Source organism: Streptomyces lydicus (genome assembly GCF_001729485.1).
Taxonomy (GTDB): domain Bacteria; phylum Actinomycetota; class Actinomycetes; order Streptomycetales; family Streptomycetaceae; genus Streptomyces; species Streptomyces lydicus_D.
On sequence record NZ_CP017157.1, the window covers coordinates 1,830,187 to 1,846,130 of the forward strand.

General features: G+C 72.5%; 13 protein-coding genes and 1 pseudogene. 10 read left to right on the forward strand and 4 right to left on the reverse strand.

Annotated features, from left to right (window positions below; translation table 11 throughout):
• The first annotated feature begins 163 nt into the window (after positions 1-163).
• The 7 genes and pseudogenes from SL103_RS07900 to SL103_RS07930 all read left to right on the forward strand — a co-directional run bounded on the left by SL103_RS07900 (position 164) and on the right by SL103_RS07930 (position 5,870).
• The gene (locus tag SL103_RS07900) at positions 164-847 is read left to right on the forward strand and encodes a FadR/GntR family transcriptional regulator (RefSeq protein ID WP_069568026.1); all 684 of its coding nucleotides are present in this window, start codon (positions 164-166) and stop codon (positions 845-847) included.
• Positions 848-1,014: 167 nt separating this feature from the next.
• Positions 1,015-1,401 (forward strand): annotated as a pseudogene (locus SL103_RS07905) (sialidase family protein); the annotation flags it as partial.
• A gap of 137 nt (positions 1,402-1,538) precedes the next feature.
• Positions 1,539-2,873: an ABC transporter substrate-binding protein gene (locus SL103_RS07910; protein ID WP_069568028.1), complete on the forward strand. Its 1,335-nt coding sequence runs from the start codon at positions 1,539-1,541 to the stop codon at positions 2,871-2,873.
• On the forward strand, positions 2,870-3,850 hold the full coding sequence (locus SL103_RS07915; RefSeq protein ID WP_079145627.1) for a carbohydrate ABC transporter permease: 981 nt from the start codon (positions 2,870-2,872) through the stop codon (positions 3,848-3,850). The genes SL103_RS07910 and SL103_RS07915 overlap by 4 nt, the downstream gene beginning before the upstream one ends.
• Entirely contained in the window at positions 3,847-4,749 is a 903-nt protein-coding gene (locus tag SL103_RS07920) for a carbohydrate ABC transporter permease (protein WP_069568029.1), read from the forward strand. Before SL103_RS07915 ends, SL103_RS07920 begins: the two co-directional genes overlap by 4 nt.
• A 79-nt stretch (positions 4,750-4,828) precedes the next feature.
• Positions 4,829-5,560, forward strand: coding sequence for an NADPH-dependent F420 reductase (npdG, locus tag SL103_RS07925; protein ID WP_069568030.1), 732 nt, complete (start codon positions 4,829-4,831; stop codon positions 5,558-5,560).
• A gap of 118 nt (positions 5,561-5,678) precedes the next feature.
• A complete protein-coding gene (locus tag SL103_RS07930) occupies positions 5,679-5,870 on the forward strand; it encodes a hypothetical protein (RefSeq protein WP_069568031.1) in 192 nt (63 codons plus the stop codon).
• A gap of 27 nt (positions 5,871-5,897) precedes the next feature.
• Here the strand turns inward: SL103_RS07930 and SL103_RS07935 are convergent, their stop codons facing one another.
• Positions 5,898-6,695 (reverse strand): site-2 protease family protein, encoded by a 798-nt coding sequence (locus SL103_RS07935; RefSeq protein ID WP_069568032.1) that lies wholly within the window; start codon positions 6,693-6,695, stop codon positions 5,898-5,900.
• A 151-nt stretch (positions 6,696-6,846) separates the two neighbouring features.
• On the opposite strand from SL103_RS07935, the gene SL103_RS07940 reads away from it, so the two are divergent.
• Positions 6,847-10,215 carry a BTAD domain-containing putative transcriptional regulator gene (locus SL103_RS07940; protein WP_244303866.1) on the forward strand — a complete coding sequence of 1,123 codons (3,369 nt, stop codon included), beginning with the start codon at positions 6,847-6,849 and terminating at the stop codon, positions 10,213-10,215.
• 52 nt (positions 10,216-10,267) lie between these two features.
• Here the strand turns inward: SL103_RS07940 and SL103_RS07945 are convergent, their stop codons facing one another.
• The 3 genes from SL103_RS07945 to panB form a co-directional block, all read right to left on the reverse strand.
• On the reverse strand, positions 10,268-11,098 hold the full coding sequence (locus SL103_RS07945; RefSeq protein WP_069568034.1) for an ABC transporter permease: 831 nt from the start codon (positions 11,096-11,098) through the stop codon (positions 10,268-10,270).
• Positions 11,095-12,132, reverse strand: coding sequence for an ATP-binding cassette domain-containing protein (locus SL103_RS07950; RefSeq protein ID WP_069568035.1), 1,038 nt, complete (start codon positions 12,130-12,132; stop codon positions 11,095-11,097). The genes SL103_RS07945 and SL103_RS07950 overlap by 4 nt, the downstream gene beginning before the upstream one ends.
• Before the next feature lie 438 nt (positions 12,133-12,570).
• Positions 12,571-13,431, reverse strand: a complete 861-nt coding sequence (panB, locus tag SL103_RS07955) for a 3-methyl-2-oxobutanoate hydroxymethyltransferase (RefSeq protein ID WP_069568036.1) — start codon at positions 13,429-13,431, stop codon at positions 12,571-12,573.
• A 227-nt stretch (positions 13,432-13,658) separates the two neighbouring features.
• On the opposite strand from panB, the gene SL103_RS07960 reads away from it, so the two are divergent.
• Together SL103_RS07960 and SL103_RS07965 are read left to right on the forward strand one after the other, a co-directional pair.
• Positions 13,659-15,278, forward strand: a complete 1,620-nt coding sequence (locus tag SL103_RS07960; protein ID WP_069568037.1) for an MFS transporter — start codon at positions 13,659-13,661, stop codon at positions 15,276-15,278.
• Positions 15,275-15,937, forward strand: a complete 663-nt coding sequence (locus SL103_RS07965; protein ID WP_069568038.1) for a TetR/AcrR family transcriptional regulator — start codon at positions 15,275-15,277, stop codon at positions 15,935-15,937. Before SL103_RS07960 ends, SL103_RS07965 begins: the two co-directional genes overlap by 4 nt.
• The last annotated feature ends 7 nt before the right edge of the window (positions 15,938-15,944 follow it).

Below are 15,944 nucleotides of genomic sequence, written 5' to 3' on the forward strand. Positions count from 1 at the left end.
GTCGTGGGTGGCGATGTCGTCAGACATGGGACATGGGATGTCCTATGTCAGAGCACAATAGACCTGTTCACAGGCGGTCGGTCAAGGATGTGGGTGCCGGGTGGGGCCGGCGTCGCGACCGGGCTGACGGTGCGGCAGACGCGGGTGCGGAGAGGGAGATCCGATGGCACGAGGGACGATGTCCGAGGACGTGCAGGCGCAGATCAAGCAGTTGATCCTGCAGGGCGGGCTGGTGCCGGGCGACCCGCTGCCCACCGAGGCCGAGCTGGTCGGCCTGCTCGACGTCAGCCGCAACTCGGTGCGCGAGGCGCTCAAGGCGCTGCAGGCCATGCGCATCGTCGAGATCCGGCACGGCTTCGGCACCTACGTCGGCCCGCTCACCCTGGAGCCGTTCGTCGAGGGCGTCGCCTTCCGCGCGGCGGTCCGCCACCACCAGGGCGAGCCGAGCCTGTACGAGCTGATGGAGGTCCGCGAGGCGCTGGAGGCCGGTCTGATCGGCGCGGTCGCCCGCGACCTGCCGGCCGAGGACCTCACCGTCCTCAAGGGCCTGGTGCAGCGGATGGCGGAGGAGGCGCGCGGCGGCATGGTGCAGAGCGCCACCGACCGGGCCTTCCACCTCGCGCTCTACCGCTCCCTGGGCAACCACCTCCTGAGCGAGGTGCTGGACGCGTTCTGGGCGGCGCTGAGCCGGGTGCGCGAGGACCTCTCCGACGGCCGTCCCGACCCCGAGGTGACCCACCGCCAGCACAAGGAGATCGTGGACGCGCTGGAGGCGGGCGACGGCGACCGCGCCGTGGAGGCGATACACCGGCACTTCGACGGCATCCGGCGCAGGCTGGCGGAGTAGCGGCACGCCCCTCGGACCCGTACACCGGTATGTCACCCCGTGTCGGCGGGGTCGTCGCCGGCCCGGAAATGCGCCATGTGTGCTGTCTTGACGGTCAGTTGGGCGCTCCCTATGGTCACCGCACAGGACAAGGGACGTCCTACGTCCTTGCCCATTGGGGGTGACCCGTGGCGTACGAGAGCTCGGTGCCGTACCGGGCCGGGACCGAGGGGTACACGAGCTTCCGGATCCCCGCCGTGGTCCGGGCGCGCTCCGGGACCGTCCTGGCCTTAGCCGAGGGCCGGGTCTCCTCGACCGCCGACCGGGGCGACCTCGACCTCGTCCGCAAACGCTCCACGGACGGCGGCCGGACCTGGGGACCGCTCCGGGTCGTCGCCCGCAACGGCACCGCCACCGCGGGCAACCCGCCCCGCGAGATCATCGACCGGGCCGAACTGCCGCGGTGGCGCCGGTACGCGACCGGCCCCGGCCATGCGTTACGGCTGCGCCGCGGCCGGCACGCCGGACGCCTGCTCGTCCCCGCCATCCATTCCACCCCGCCCACCCGGCCGGGTTTCGCCACCGTGGGTGGAGACGGCGTCGGCGCGGTGCAGGACGTGGCTGCCGTGGTAGCGGGGCTCGGTGCCGTGGTCCCCGGCTTCAGCGCGTACTCGACGATCACCTTCCGCCGCATCCCCGTGGAGGAACCGCGATGACCAGCAATCCGATGCACCGCAGAACGGTCCTGGGCGGGGCGGCCGCCCTCGCCGCCGGCTTCGCGCTCGCGGGCTGCAGCGACGGCGGGGACGGCGACGGCCCGGCGCCCGAGGAACGCAAGAAGGGCCAGAAGATCAACCTGACCTTCTGGTCCTGGGTGCCGGGCATCGACAAGCCCGTCGACCTGTGGAACCGCAAGAACCCGGAGGTGCAGGTCAAGGTCGAGAAGGTGTCGGCGGTCAACGGCGAGCAGTACGCGAAGATGCACGCCGCCGTGAAGGCCGGCAACCCGCCCGACCTCGGCCAGATCGAATTCCCGGTCATCCCCAGCTTCCTGCTCGACAACGGGCTGCTCGACCTCGCCCCGCTCGGTGCCGCCCGGCACAAGGACAAGTTCTTCGGCTGGCAGTGGCAGCAGTCCGTCTTCGGCAAGGGCATCTACGCCGTTCCGCAGGCGTCCGGGCCGATGGGCCTGTTCGTCCGGCAGGACCTCTTCGACAAGTGGGGGGTGCAGACCCCCACCACATGGGACGAGTACGAGGCCGCCGCCAAAACCGTCCGCAGGAACGGCGCCTGGATCGAGACCTTCGCGCCCACCAACGGCAACCGGTTCTCCGGCCTCGCCTGGCAGGCCGGCGCCAAGTGGTACGCCACTCACGGCGACACCTGGATCGTGCACATCGACGACGAACCCACCCGCAGGGTCGCCGACTACTGGGAATCCCTCGTCAAGCAGAAGCTCGTCAAGACCATCCCCGACCGCCAGAACGCCTGGTACAAGGACCTGCAGACCGGCGCCATCACGGCCTGGGTGGGCGCCAGTTGGGGCGACGCGCTGCTGGTCGGCAACGCGCCGGGCACCAAGGGCAGATGGCGGGCCGCGCCGCTGCCGCAGTGGAAGCCCGGCGGCAAGGACTTCGCCAACTGGGGCGGCTCGACCACCGCCGTCTTCGCCAAGGCGAGCTACCCCAAGGACGCCCTGGACTTCGCGGTCTGGCTCAACACCGACCCCGCGTCCATCGCCCTGCTCATCGACGGCGGCTACGGCTTCCCCAGCGCGAAGAAGGGCTACTCCACCGCCGACCTCGACGTCGACAAGGCGTTCTTCGGCGGTCAGGAGTACAGCAAGATCTTCGCGGACGCCGGGGCGCACGTCGACACCAGCTGGCAGTGGGGCCCCGGCGTCGACACCCTCTACCAGCGGCTCGGCGACGCCTTCACCGACGCGCTCGCCGACGGCAGTTCCTTCCGCTCCGCGCTCGCCAAGGTGCAGGGCCAGACCCTCGCCGACCTCAAGGGCAAGGGCCTGAAGGTGGAGAGCGGCGGGTGAGCCGGGACACCCTGAGCCGCGCCGCGCCGGCCGCCCCCGGGCGGCCGGCCCCGCGCCGCCGCCCCCGCCGCGCGACCCGCACCGAGGCCCGCAACGCCCGGGCCGCGGCCTGCTTCGTGCTGCCCTTCCTCGCCCTCTTCGGCCTCTGCTTCCTCGCCCCGATCGGCTACGCCGTCCACCAGAGCCTCTACCGCACCGAACGCACCGGCCCGCTCGGCCTCGGCGGCCAGGAGCACGAGGCGTTCGCGGGCCTCGCCAACTACGCCCACGCGCTGTCCGACGGGCAGTTCCTGGCCGGCTTCGGCCGGGTGCTGCTCTTCGGCGCCGTGCAGATCCCGCTGATGCTCGTCCTCGCCACCACCCTCGCCCTGCTCCTGGAAAGCGCCAGTGCCCGCGGCGTCACCTTCTTCCGCAGCGCGTTCTTCCTGCCGTACGGCGTGCCCGGGGTGATCGCCTCGATCCTGTGGGGCTTCCTCTACGTACCCGGCATCAGCCCGCTGGTGAAGATCGCCGGCGCGCTCGGCTGGGACGTGGACTTCCTCTCCCGCGGCAGCGTGCTGTGGGCCATCGCCAACATCGTCGTCTGGCAGTTCACCGGCTACAACATGCTGGTGCTGATCGCCCAGCTCAAGGCCGTACCGGGCGAGCTGTACGAGGCGGCGCGGATCGACGGCGCGAACGCCTGGCAGGTCGCCCGGCACATCAAGCTCCCGCTGATCCGGCCGGCGCTCGTGCTGACCACCGTCTTCAGCATCATCGGCACCCTCCAGCTGTTCGCCGAGCCGATGGTGCTGCGGCCGCTCGCGTCCTCCATCGACTCCGGCTTCACCCCCAACCTGCACGCCTACAGCGAGGCGTTCGTCGGCAACAACCCGCACGTGGCGGCGGCCGAGGCGGTGCTGCTCGCCCTGGTGGCGTGCGGGCTGTCCTTCGGCTTCCTGCGGCTGGTCGGCGGCCGCACGAAGGACCGCGGATGAGCCGGCCGGCCGCCCGCGGCGGGACGCCCCGGCGCCCGGCCCGGGCGCGGACCACCCTGCCCCCGGTGCGCTACCGGATCATCACCGCGTCGCTGCTGACCGTCGCCGCGCTCTACTTCCTGGTGCCCGTCTACTGGCTGGTCGTCTCCACCACCAAGAACAGCGCCGACCTCTTCGGCACCTTCGGCTTCTGGTTCTCCGCCCACCCGCACCCCCTCGACCACCTCGCCGACGTCCTCACCTACGACCACGGGATCTACCTCCGCTGGTTCGCCAACTCCCTGCTGTACGCCGGGATCGGCGCGGTCTGCGCCACCCTGCTGTCCGCGGCGGCCGGCTACGCGCTGGCCAAGTTCCCCTTCCGCGGCCGGGAGGCGGTCTTCAACCTCGTACTCGCCGGGGTGCTGATCCCCGGGACCGCGCTCGCCCTCCCGCTCTACTTCCTCTTCAGCGCGATGGGCCTGGCCGACACGTACTGGGCGGTCATCGTCCCCAGCACGGTGAGCCCCTTCGGCGTCTACCTCTGCCGGATCTACGCGGCCGCCGCGGTGCCCGACTCGCTGCTGGAGGCGGCCCGGATCGACGGCGCGGGCGAGGCCCGGATCTTCGCCGGACTCGGCCTGCGGCTGATGACCCCCGCGCTGGTCACCGTCTTCCTGTTCCAGTTCGTGCACATCTGGAACAACTACTTCCTGCCGCTGGTGATGCTCTCGGACTCCGACCTCTATCCGATCCAGCTGGGCCTGACCTCGTGGACCGGCTACGCGGACCGTCAGCCGGTGCTCTACCAGTACACGGTGGGCGGCGCGTTCCTGTCCGTGCTGCCGCTGATGGTGCTGATGACCGTGCTCCAGCGCTACTGGCGTACCGGGCTGACGGAGGGCAGCGTCAAGGCATGATCCCGGCGGGCCGGCGACCGGCGGTACGACCCGCTCACCGGCCCGCGCCCGGCCGCACCCGCGTGACAGGATCGCTGTCATGACTACTCCTGACGATGCCCAGTCCCCGAACGCCGCGACCCGCGCCAAGGCCGCCCTGCAGCGCGACCCGTGGGACCTCCCGGACGTGTCCGGTCTCGTGGTCGGTGTCCTCGGCGGCACCGGTGACCAGGGCCGCGGCCTGGCCTACCGGCTCGCCAAGGCCGGCCAGAAGGTGATCATCGGTTCCCGCGCCGCCGAGCGTGCCCGGACCGCCGCCTCGGAGCTCGGCCTCGGCGTCGAGGGCGCCGAGAACGCCGAGTGCGCCCGCCGCAGCGACGTGGTGATCGTGGCCGTGCCCTGGGAAGGGCACGCCAAGACGCTCCAGGCGCTGCGCGAGCCGCTGGCCGGCAAGCTCGTCATCGACTGCGTCAACCCGCTCGGCTTCGACAAGAAGGGCGCCTACGCGCTGAAGCCGGAGGAGGGCAGCGCCGCCGAGCAGGCCGCCGCCCTGCTGCCCGACTCCCGGGTCGCCGCCGCCTTCCACCACCTGTCCGCGGTGCTGCTCCAGGACCCCGCGATCGAGCAGATCGACACCGATGTGATGGTGCTCGGCGAGTCCCGCGCCGACACCGATGTGGTGCAGGCCCTGGCCGCCCGCATCCCCGGCATGCGCGGCGTCTTCGCCGGCCGGCTGCGCAACGCCCACCAGGTCGAGTCGCTGGTCGCCAACCTGATCTCGGTCAACCGGCGGTACAAGGCGCATGCCGGGCTGCGGGTCACGGACGTCTGAGGCCGGGTCCCGCCCGCCGGCCCGCCCCCCGGCCCACCGGGTGGGGGCGGGCCGTGGTCCGTCGGGCCATGGGGGACACTGGGGAGGACCGCACCACTCTCCGACAGGAGCCGATCCCATGCCCCGACTCGCCCTCATGGCCCTCGCCGTCTGCGCTCTCGCCGTCGCCGCAGCCGTCGTCTCCTTCGTGGAGGGCAGCTTCGTCGGGATCGTCTGGGTCCTGCTGGCCGGCATCTCCAGCAACATGGCGTGGTTCTACGTGCGCAAGGCGAAGCTGGAGCGGGCACAGCAGGCCGAGGTGGCCGGCTGAGCCGGCGGCCCCCGGGGGAGCCTCCCCCTAGTAGACCTGCGGCACCTGCGGCTCGCCCTGCCAGAAGCGGAAGAACTCCTGGCCGAAGTAGGTGTCGAAGCGGGACACGCCCAGCCCGCGCAGGATGACGTCCACCAGGTCGAAGAAGACCTGGTTGACCTCGGGCACCCACAGCAGTCCGAAGACCGCGAGCAGTCCGAACGGCGCGAACGGCTCCACCTGCCGGCGCAGCCCGGGGGACAGCCAGGGCTCGATCACGCCGTAGCCGTCGAGCCCGGGCACCGGCACGAAGTTCAGCAGCGCGGCCGTGACCTGCAGCAGCGCCAGGAACGCCAGCGCGAAGCGGAACGTCGTCGGGACGCCCTCCAGGCCGTGCAGCCAGAACGGGGCGGTGCACACCGCGGCGAAGAGGATGTTGGTCAGCGGCCCGGCCGCCGAGATCAGACTGTGCCGCCAGCGCCCCCGGATCCGGCCGCGCTCGATGAACACCGCGCCGCCCGGCAGCCCGATACCGCCCAGGATCACGAAGATCACCGGCAGCACGATGCTCAGCAGCGCATGGGTGTACCTGAGCGGGTTCAGCGTGAGGTAGCCCTTGGCCTCGACGGAGATGTCACCGCTGTGCAGCGCGGTGCGGGCGTGCGCGTACTCGTGCAGGCACAACGAGACCACCCAGCCGGACACCACGAACAGGAACACCGCGAAGCCGGTGTTCGAGGCGAGGGTGCCGCTCCACACCGCCCACCCCGACACCGCCAGGACGGCGACGAGCGCGAGGAAGACCGGACTGACGCGGCGGTCGGCGCGCCGGATTGCTGTGGTCATGGTGGGCGGGCTCCCGAAGGTCAGCGGATCTCATGAGGGGCAGCCACGACCGTAACCGCGCGGGGGCGCCCGGCGCACCGGTCTTCCGCACCCGGCCGGCGGCCCGGCCGCGTGTCCCGAAATCGAAACAGGTGGCGAAGGACCTCCCACCTTGGACGACAATGGGCCGGTGCGCTACGGAATTCTCGGTACCACCCAGGCCGGCCGGGCCGACGGCACCCCCGTCGCCGTCGGCGGCGCACGCCTGCGTGCCCTGCTGGCCGCCTTCGCGCTGCGCCCCGGCCGCGCGCTGACCCCGGACGTGCTGATCGCCGACGTCTGGGGCATGGACCCGCCGGCCGACGCGGCCGGTGCGCTGCAGGCCCTCGTCGGCCGGCTGCGGCGGGCCCTGGGCCGGGACGCCATCGCCTCGGTCGACGGCGGCTACCGGCTGTGCGCCGAGCCCGACGCCGTCGATCTGCACCGCTTCGAGCGGCTCGCGGCGGACGGCGAGCGGGCGCTCGCCGAGGCGGATCCGGACCGCGCCGCCGCCGTGCTCGACGAGGCACTGGGGCTCTGGCGCGGTCCGGCGCTCGCCGACCTGCCCGAGCCGGGGGTGGAGGCGGCCCGCGCCGAGAGCCGCCGCCTCGACGTGCAGCGCACCCGGCTCGCCGCCGACCTGGCGCTGGGCCGCCCCGACCGGGCGCTGCCGACCCTCCTCGCGCTGTGCCGCGACCACCCCCTCGACGAGCCGCTCCAGGCCCTGCGCCTGCGGGCGCTGCGCGCGGCGGGACGCGGTGCGGAGGCACTGGCGGCGTACGAGGAGATACGCACCGACCTCGCCGACCGTCTCGGCGCCGACCCGGGCCCGGAGTTGCGGGCCCTGCACGGCGAACTGCTGCGGCCGCAGCCGGCCGTGGCCCCGGCGCCGCCCGCCCCCGCGCCGGCCGCCGCCGCTCCCGCACCGGCCGCCGCGCCGCCCGGCAACCTCCGTGCCCGGCTCACCTCGTTCGTCGGCCGGGACGCCGACCTCGTGGCCCTCCGGTCCGATCTGACCGAGCACCGGCTGGTGACGCTGCTGGGGCCCGGCGGCGCCGGCAAGACCCGGCTGTCACAGGAGGGCGCCGAGTCCGCCGTGGCCGCGCAGCCGGACGCCTGGCCGCACGGCGTCTGGCTGGCGGAGCTGGCGCCGGTGGACGACCCGCAGACCGTGCCCGAGGCGGTACTGACCGCGCTGGGCGCCCGCGAGACCGTCGTCCGCGGCACCACCTCCGAGGGGCTGCGGGCCGCCACCGACCCGACCGCGCTGAACCCGCTGGGCCGGCTCGCCGAGCACTGCGCGGGCCGCCGGATGCTGCTGGTCCTCGACAACTGCGAGCATGTGATCGACGCCGCCGCGCAGCTCGTGGAGCGGCTGCTGGCCGACTGCCCGGGCGTGACGGTGCTCGCCACCAGCCGGGAGCCGCTGGCCGTGCCCGGCGAGGTGCTGCGGCCCGTCGAACCGCTGCCGGACCCGGTCGCGCTGCGGCTGCTCGCCGACCGCGGTGCGGCCGCCCGCCCCGGCTTCCGCGTCGCGGACGACCCGGCGGCCTGCACCGAGATCTGCCGCCGGCTGGACGGCCTGCCGCTGGCCGTCGAACTCGCCGCCGCACGGCTGCGGTTGCTCACCCCGCGCCAGTTGGCGGACCGGCTCGACGACCGCTTCCGCCTGCTGACCAGCGGCAGCCGCACCCTGCTGCCCCGGCAGCAGACGCTGCGTGCGGTGGTGGACTGGTCCTGGGACCTGACCGACGAACCCGAGCGGGCGGTGCTGCGCCGGCTGTCGGTCTTCGCCGGCGGCTGCGACCTGGCCGCCGCGGAAGAGGTGTGCGCGGGCGACGGCGTCGAGGGGTACGAGGTGGCCGGCCTGCTCGGCTCGCTGATCGACAAGTCGCTGGTGGTGGCGGCGCCGACCGGCACGGGCAGCGGTACCGGCCCCGGCGGGCAGATGCGCTACCGGCTGCTGGAGACGGTGGGGGAGTACGCCGCCGAGCGGCTGGACGAGGCGGGCGAGCGGGCCGCCACCGAGCACCGCCACCTCGTCGCCTACCGCGAACTGGCCCGCACCCGCGACCCCTTACTGCGCGGCCCCGGCCAGCGCGCGGCCATGGAGCAGCTGGAGCTGGAGCACGACAACCTGCGCACCGCGCTGCGCCGCGCGGTCGCCGCCGGGGACGAGCACGAGGCGCTGTGCCTGGTGCTGTCCCTGCACTGGTTCTGGTGGCTGCGCGACCACCGCAGCGACGCCCGCCACTGGGCCCTCGCGGTCGCGGCGCTCGGCCCCAACCCGTTCCTGCCGCCGGTCGAACCGGCCCCCGAGCTGTACGAGCGGCCCATCGACGCCCCGCCGCCGATGGCCCCCGAGCAGCTGCTGGAGGCCCGTCGCGAGGTCCGGCTGGTGGCGCTCTCCAGCATGGACAGCGACATCGAGGCGCTGGGCAGGCCGGAGGTGCAGGACGAGCTGGCCGGCATCCTCGCCGCGTACCGCATCGGGATGCCGCAGACCTGCAAGGTGCCCGGGGTGATGTGGCACTACGCGGTGCTGCTCACCGGGCACTTCGAGGAGCTGGCGGAGCTGATCGACAGCGCGGTGGCCGCCTGCCGCGAACTCGGCTACGCGTGGGAGCTGGCGTACGTCCTGCAGCTGCGCTCCAAGATCTTCAACGACCGTCCCGGCAAGCTGCCCCGGGCGGCCCGCGACTCCGACGAGGCGCTGCAGATCTTCCTGCGGGTGGGCGACGCCTGGGGCGCGGCCGAGGCGCTGGCCGGGCGCGCCGAAACCCATGAGAAGCGCGGCGCCTACGAACCGGCGGCGGCCGACCTCCGGGCGGCGATGGAGCACGCCGAGCGGCTGGGCGCCCACGGCCAGACGCTGCTGCTGCGCTGCCGGCTGGGCGCGGTGCTGATCGAGAACGGTCAGGGGGACGCCGGGGAGCGGATGCTGCGGGAGGTGCTGGTCACGGCCGCGAAGGGCAACAGCGGCCGGGACACCGAGCCGTTCGCCCGGATGACCCTCGCCATGCGGCTGACGATGACGGGCCGGTACGACGAGGCCCGCAGCGAACTGAACGCCGTACGGGAGCTGTTCACCCCGCGCGCCCCGGACCTGTTCGTCGGGCTGCTGGAAAGCGCGTTGATCTCGCTGGACCTGGACGACGGGCACCGCGACGAGGGACTGCTGACGCGCTTCCGGGCGGCCCTGGAGATGCTGCAGGACCGGCTGGCCCTGATGGTCGCCCCGGACCTGCCGGTGGTCCAGCTCCTCACCGGCGCACGGGTGTTGATGGCCGTACGCGGTGCGCCGGCCGGCCGGGACGCGGCGCGCCTGGTCGGTGCGTACGACGCGCTGCGGGCCGCCACGCACGTACCGGCGCTGATCGTGCGCGACGACCGGGCCCGTACGGAGGCGGCGGTGCGGGCGATGCTGGACGAGGCCGTGTTCGAGAAGGCGTACGCCGAAGGCGGTGGCCTTTCTCTCGAAGAGGCCACCGCCCTCATCTGACGCGAGCCGGGCGAAGGGCCGTCCCGCAGGGAAGCCCCCTGCGGGACGCACGTCAGGTCTTGCTGCGGAACTTGGCGACCGCGAGCGGCATGGTGACGGCGGTGATGCCGACCGCCCAGCCGAGGGTGATCAGCGCCGGATGGGCCACCGCACCGTGGCCGTCGAACAACGCACGGGCCGCGTCCGCCAGTTGGGACAGCGGGTTGACCTCGGTGAAGCCCCGCAGCCAGCCGGGCATCGACGTCGTCGGCACGAAGATCGACGAGCCGAACTGCAGCGGCATCAGCACGATCATCGCCATGCCCTGCACCGCCTGAGGGGTCTTCACGGAGAGTCCCAGCAGGATGAAGATCCACATCAGCGCCACGCCGAAGACGGTGGTCAGCACGATCGCGGCGAGGAACTCCAGCACACCGCCGTGGATCTCCATGCCGAGCAGGAAGCCCATGCCGAGCAGGATCGCGGTGGCGATCAGCATCCGGCCGATCTCGACGACGATCTTGGCTATCAAGACCGAGGACCGGGCGATGGGCATCGTCCGGAAGCGGTCCATCACGCCCTTGCGGAAGTCCTCGTTGACGCCGCTGCCCACCGCCATGGCGATGTTCATGCCCATCATCGTCATCATGCCGGGCACCAGCCGCTGGATGTAGTCCACCTGGTGGCCGACGCCGGCGATCGCGCCACCGAAGACATAGGTGAACAGCAGGATGAAGACGATCGGCATCAGCAGGACGTCGAACATCGACTCCGGATCGTGCTTGATCTGCAGGGCGTTGCGCCGCACCAGGGCACCGATGTGCCGCAGGTTGTTGCGCAGCCCGATCCGGCCCTCGTCCGCGCCGGTCCTGGTCAGCGGCGCCGTCATCGTCGCGGCACTCATGCCGTCACCTCCGCGTACTGCTGGTCGGTGGCGTCGTCGGCCGGGCCGCCGTCCGCCGTGTCGGACGTCTTCTGGCCCGTGATGGCCAGGAACACCTCGTCCAGGCTGGGCAGATGGGTGGAGATCCCGGCGAGCGCGAAGCCCCGCTGGCCGAGCACGTTGACCACCGCGGTCAGCTGCTCGTCGCTGATGATCGGGACATTGACCACACCCCCGTCGTGGTCGGCCGTGGCGCCCGCGATGCCGTCCAGACCGGCCTGCGCGATGGCGCCGACCATCCGGTCCAGCTCGCCCGCGTCGCTCGGCCGGATCTGCAGCGTCCGCCCGCCGACCTTCGCCTTGAGCTCGTCGACCCGGCCCTCGGCGATCACCCGGCCGCGGTCGATCACGGTCAGCTCGTTCGCCAACTGCTCGGCCTCTTCCATGTACTGCGTGGTCAGCAGCACCGTCGCGCCCTCGCGCACCATCCGCTGGACCTCCTCCCACACCTCGTTGCGGGTGCGGGGGTCCAGGCCGGTGGTCGGCTCGTCCAGATAGAGGACGGCCGGGCGGCCGATCATCGAGGCGGCCAGGTCCAGCCGCCGGCGCATACCGCCCGAGTACTTGGCCGCGGGCCGCTTGGCGGCCTCGGTCAGCGAGAACCGCTCCAGCATCTCGTCCGCGCGGCCGCGGGCGTCCTTGCGGGACAGATCGAGCAGCCGCCCGATCATGTACAGGTTCTCCCAGCCGGAGAGCTTCTCGTCGACCGAGGCGTACTGCCCGGTCAGGCCGATCGTGCGGCGCAGCGCGCGGGGCTGGCGCACCACGTCGTAGCCCGCCACCACGGCGTGGCCGGCGTCCGGCACCAGGAGGGTGGACAGGCACCGCACGAGCGTCGTCTTGCCGGCCCCGTTGGGACCGAGCACGCCGAGCACGGTGCCTTCCTTCACGTCCAGGTCCACCCCGTCGACGGCCTTGACCTCGCCGAAGTGCTTGACCAGCCCGCGCACCTCCACGGCGTTGCCGCCCTTGGTGGATATCGTCTGTCGCGTCATGGCCCTTACGGTGCCAGCGGCTACCGACAGCGCGCCGATACGTTTCCGATAGGCGTCCCACGTTTTTGTCTGTCCCGCCGTGTTTCGTCTCGCCGTTGCGCCTGCGGCGGGCGTGGGTGGTCGGGTGCGGTGCCGCTCCTCCGGACTTCGTCCTGCGGCGCGACCCCTCCCGTAGTGGGTGGAAAAAGGCCGGTGGGGGCGGGCGTCGTTACTGACGCTCGCCCCCACCGGCCTTCAACTTTTCCTCCCGCGGGAGGGGCCGGACCGCAGGACGAAGTCCGGAGGGCCGGCACCGCACCCGACAACAACCCGGCCCGCCGCAGGCGCAACGGCGGGGAAGCCGAAGACGTGGGCGGCAGCAAAGCGCAGCGGAAGGGCCCGCCGCAGGCGCCACGGCGAACAACCACCACGGCGGGACGGACAACAACGTGGGCCGAATCAGTGGAACGTATGCGCGGGGGCAGGGAACGTGCCCCCCACGACCTCCTCCGCGAATGCCTTTGCCGCGTCGCCGAGCAGGTCCCGCAGTTGCAGGTACTGCTTGACGAACTTCGGTACATGGCCGGCGGTCATGCCGGCCATGTCGGTCCACACCAGGACCTGCGCGTCGCAGTCCAGGCCCGCGCCGATGCCGACGGTCGGGATGTGCAGCGAACGGGTGACCTCGGCGGCCAGTTCGGCCGGTACGGCCTCCAGGACGACCGCGAACGCCCCGGCGTCCTGCACCGCCTTGGCGTCCCGCAGCAGCTGCTGGGCGGCTTCCTCGCCGCGGCCCTGCACGGGGTAGCCGCCGAAGGCGTTGACCGACTGCGGGGTGAGTCCGACGTGCGCCATCACCGGGATGCCGGAGGAGACCAGGAGTTCCACCTGGTCGGCGGAGCGCTCACCGCCCTCCAGCTTGACCGCGCCGACCCCGGCCTCCTTCATCAGCCGGGTGGCGTTGCGCAGCGCCTGCACCGGGCCTTCCTGGTACGAGCCGAACGGCAGGTCGCCGACGACGAGGCTGCGCTTGGTGCCCCGTACGACCGCGGCGGACAGCAGGGTGATCTCGTCCATGGTGACCGGCACCGTGGAGTCGTAGCCGAGGTGGCAGTTGCCCATCGAGTCGCCGACGAGCAGGACGGGGATGCCGGCCTCGTCGAAGACGGAGGCGGTCATCGCGTCGTACGCGGTGAGCATGGGCCACTTCTCGCCGCGTTCCTTGGCGGCGGCGATGTCGCGCACGGTGATCCGGCGCGAGCTCGTTCCCCCGTAGAGCGACTTGGGGACCGGCTTCTGGGCAGGCGAAGGCTGCGTCATGGTGACGGCTCCTGTTCGTCATCTCGAGGCACCCTGACGGTGTCCCCGGACTCCCCACCATGCTGGCACGGCCCGCGCGCAAAGGAAAAGGGGAGCGACGCCGGGCCGGCTGTGACGCCCGTCCCGGTTTGCGGCACGGCCTGCCCCGGATTGTCCCGGTCCGCGGATGCTCCGGTCGGGAGTTTCGATACGGAACGGACCCGTATCGAAAAGCGTAAGGTGCCGTCATGGCCACCTCCTCCACCCCGCCCGGCGGGCCGCCCGTCCGCCAGGTCCCCGACCGCATCCACCGCCGTCGCTGGGCGATCCTCTACACGCTCATGCTCAGCCTGCTGATCGTGGTGCTGGACAACTCCATCCTGAACGTCGCCATGAAGACGATCGCCACGCCACGCCCCACCGGTCTCGGTGCCACCCAGAGCGAGCTGGAGTGGGCGATCAACGCCTACACGCTGGTCTTCGCCGGGCTGCTGTTCACCTCCGGCCTGCTCGGGGACCGCCTGGGCCGCAAGAAGATGCTGCTGTTCGGCCTGGCGGTGTTCGGCGCCGGCTCGGTGCTCGCCGCGTTCGCCGGGTCGCCCACCCAGCTGATCGCCTTCCGCGCCGTGATGGGTCTGGGCGGCGCCTTCGTCATGCCGGCCACCCTCGCCGTCCTGATGAACGTCTTCGAGCGCGACGAGCAGCCCCGGGCGATCGGCATCTGGGCCGGTGGCGTGGGCCTGGCCATCGCGATCGGCCCGATCGCCGGCGGTCTGCTGCTCGACCGCTTCTGGTGGGGCTCGGTCTTCCTGGTCAACGTCCCCATCGTGCTGATCGCACTGATCGCGATGCTGGTCCTGGTGCCCGACTCCCGGGACCCGGCGCCCGGCCGGATGGACCCGGTCGGGGTGCTGCTGTCCGTCGTCGGCCTGGTCCTGCTGGTCTACGGGATCATCAAGGGCGGGCAGCTCGCCGACTTCACCGACCCGCAGGTGGTCGGCACGGTCGCCGGCGGCCTGGTGGTGCTCGGGGTGTTCGTGGTGCACCAGAAGCGCAGCGACCATCCGTCGATCGACATCGGCTACTTCCGCAAACCCGCCTTCTCCGCCGCCGTGGCCGCCATCGCGCTGGTCTTCTTCTCGCTGATGGGCGTCACGTTCTTCATCGTCTTCTACGTGCAGAGCGTGCGCGGCTACAGCCCGCTGCAGGCGGGGGTGCTGATCCTGCCGCTGGCCGCGGCCCAGTTGATCTTCGCGCCGCGGGCCCGGCTGGCCGTGGACCGCTTCGGCGCCCGCGCGGTGTGCACCTTCAGCATGTTCGTGGTGGCCGACACCATGGTGGGACTGCTACTGCTGGACACCGACACCCCGCTCTGGGTCATGGAGGCGCTGTTCTTCCTCCAGGGCGCCGGGATGGCGCACATCATGCCGCCGGTCACCGTCGCGATCATGCAGTCGCTGCCGCGGGAGAAGGCCGGCTCCGGCTCCGCGCTCAACAACGTCTTCCGGCAGGTCGGCGGCACCCTCGGCGTCGCCGTCCTAGGCTCACTGCTCTCCACCACCTACCGCGACCGGATCCAGGGCCGGCTCGACGCGCTGCCCGGCCTGCCGGCCGCGGCCCGGCACGCGGCCGGCGAGTCCATCGAGGCGACCCTCGGTCTCGCGGCCCGGATGGGCCCGGCCGGCCGCCCGCTGGCCGCCGCGGCCGACCAGGCGTTCCTGCACGCCATGCACGTCACCGCACTCGGTTCGGCCACGGTTTCGATCTTCGGTGCGCTCGTCGTGCTGGCGTTCCTGCCGGGCAAAATGGAACCGGCGCCGCAGCCGGCGGAGCCGCGGGACGAGCGGAAGGCGGGCGCAGCGAGATGAGCCGGGCGGCGGAGGACCCCGAGGTGGCGGCGGCCGGGACGCGGCCGGGGCCGGCCGCCCCGGGGGGCCGCGGCCGGCCGCGCAGCGCCACGGCCGACTCCGCCATCATCGAGGCCGTGCTGCGCCTCATCGAGGACGGCGTCTCCATAGGCGAGCTGTCCATGGAGCGGATCGCGCGCGAGGCCGGCGTCGGCAAGGCCACCGTCTACCGCCGCTGGCCCGGCAAGAGCGCCCTGATGCTCGACGTGATGCGGTCCCTGGACGCCCAGGGCCCCCGGCTGGACGGCGCCTCGGTACGCGACGACCTGGTCTCCCTCATGGAGTTCCTGCGCCGCCGGGGCCTGGCCAAGCGCGGCTCCGCGCTGCTGCGGGCGGTCGTCGCCCACGTCCAGGCGCAGCCCGAGCTGTGGGCCGAGTACCACGAGACGGTGCTGCGGGCCCGCCACGAGGCGCTGCTCGGCGTGCTGCGGCGCGGCATGGCCAACGGCGAGATCCGCGCCGACCGTGACCCGGAGACCCTCGCCGACCTCTTCGTCGGTCCGATGCTGGCCCGCGCGCTCCGCCACGAGTGGAAGGAGCTGCCCGAGGGGTTCGCCGAGGACGTCGTCGACACGGTCCTGGAAGGCGTACGGCCCGGTCCGCGGGCCGTCGCGGGCTGAATCCGGC

Excerpts from the sequence above, each read along its gene's own strand:
- SL103_RS07945 (WP_069568034.1), bottom strand. The coding sequence starts at position 11,098 with ATGAGTGCCGCGACGATGACGGCGCCGCTGACCAGGACCGGCGCGGAC.
- SL103_RS07920 (WP_069568029.1), top strand. The coding sequence starts at position 3,847 with ATGAGCCGGCCGGCCGCCCGCGGCGGGACGCCCCGGCGCCCGGCCCGG.
- npdG (WP_069568030.1), top strand. The coding sequence starts at position 4,829 with ATGACTACTCCTGACGATGCCCAGTCCCCGAACGCCGCGACCCGCGCC.
- panB (WP_069568036.1), bottom strand. The coding sequence starts at position 13,431 with ATGACGCAGCCTTCGCCTGCCCAGAAGCCGGTCCCCAAGTCGCTCTAC.
- SL103_RS07950 (WP_069568035.1), bottom strand. The coding sequence starts at position 12,132 with ATGACGCGACAGACGATATCCACCAAGGGCGGCAACGCCGTGGAGGTG.
- SL103_RS07960 (WP_069568037.1), top strand. The coding sequence starts at position 13,659 with ATGGCCACCTCCTCCACCCCGCCCGGCGGGCCGCCCGTCCGCCAGGTC.
- SL103_RS07930 (WP_069568031.1), top strand. The coding sequence starts at position 5,679 with ATGCCCCGACTCGCCCTCATGGCCCTCGCCGTCTGCGCTCTCGCCGTC.
- SL103_RS07965 (WP_069568038.1), top strand. The coding sequence starts at position 15,275 with ATGAGCCGGGCGGCGGAGGACCCCGAGGTGGCGGCGGCCGGGACGCGG.
- SL103_RS07900 (WP_069568026.1), top strand. The coding sequence starts at position 164 with ATGGCACGAGGGACGATGTCCGAGGACGTGCAGGCGCAGATCAAGCAG.
- SL103_RS07910 (WP_069568028.1), top strand. The coding sequence starts at position 1,539 with ATGACCAGCAATCCGATGCACCGCAGAACGGTCCTGGGCGGGGCGGCC.
- SL103_RS07935 (WP_069568032.1), bottom strand. The coding sequence starts at position 6,695 with ATGACCACAGCAATCCGGCGCGCCGACCGCCGCGTCAGTCCGGTCTTC.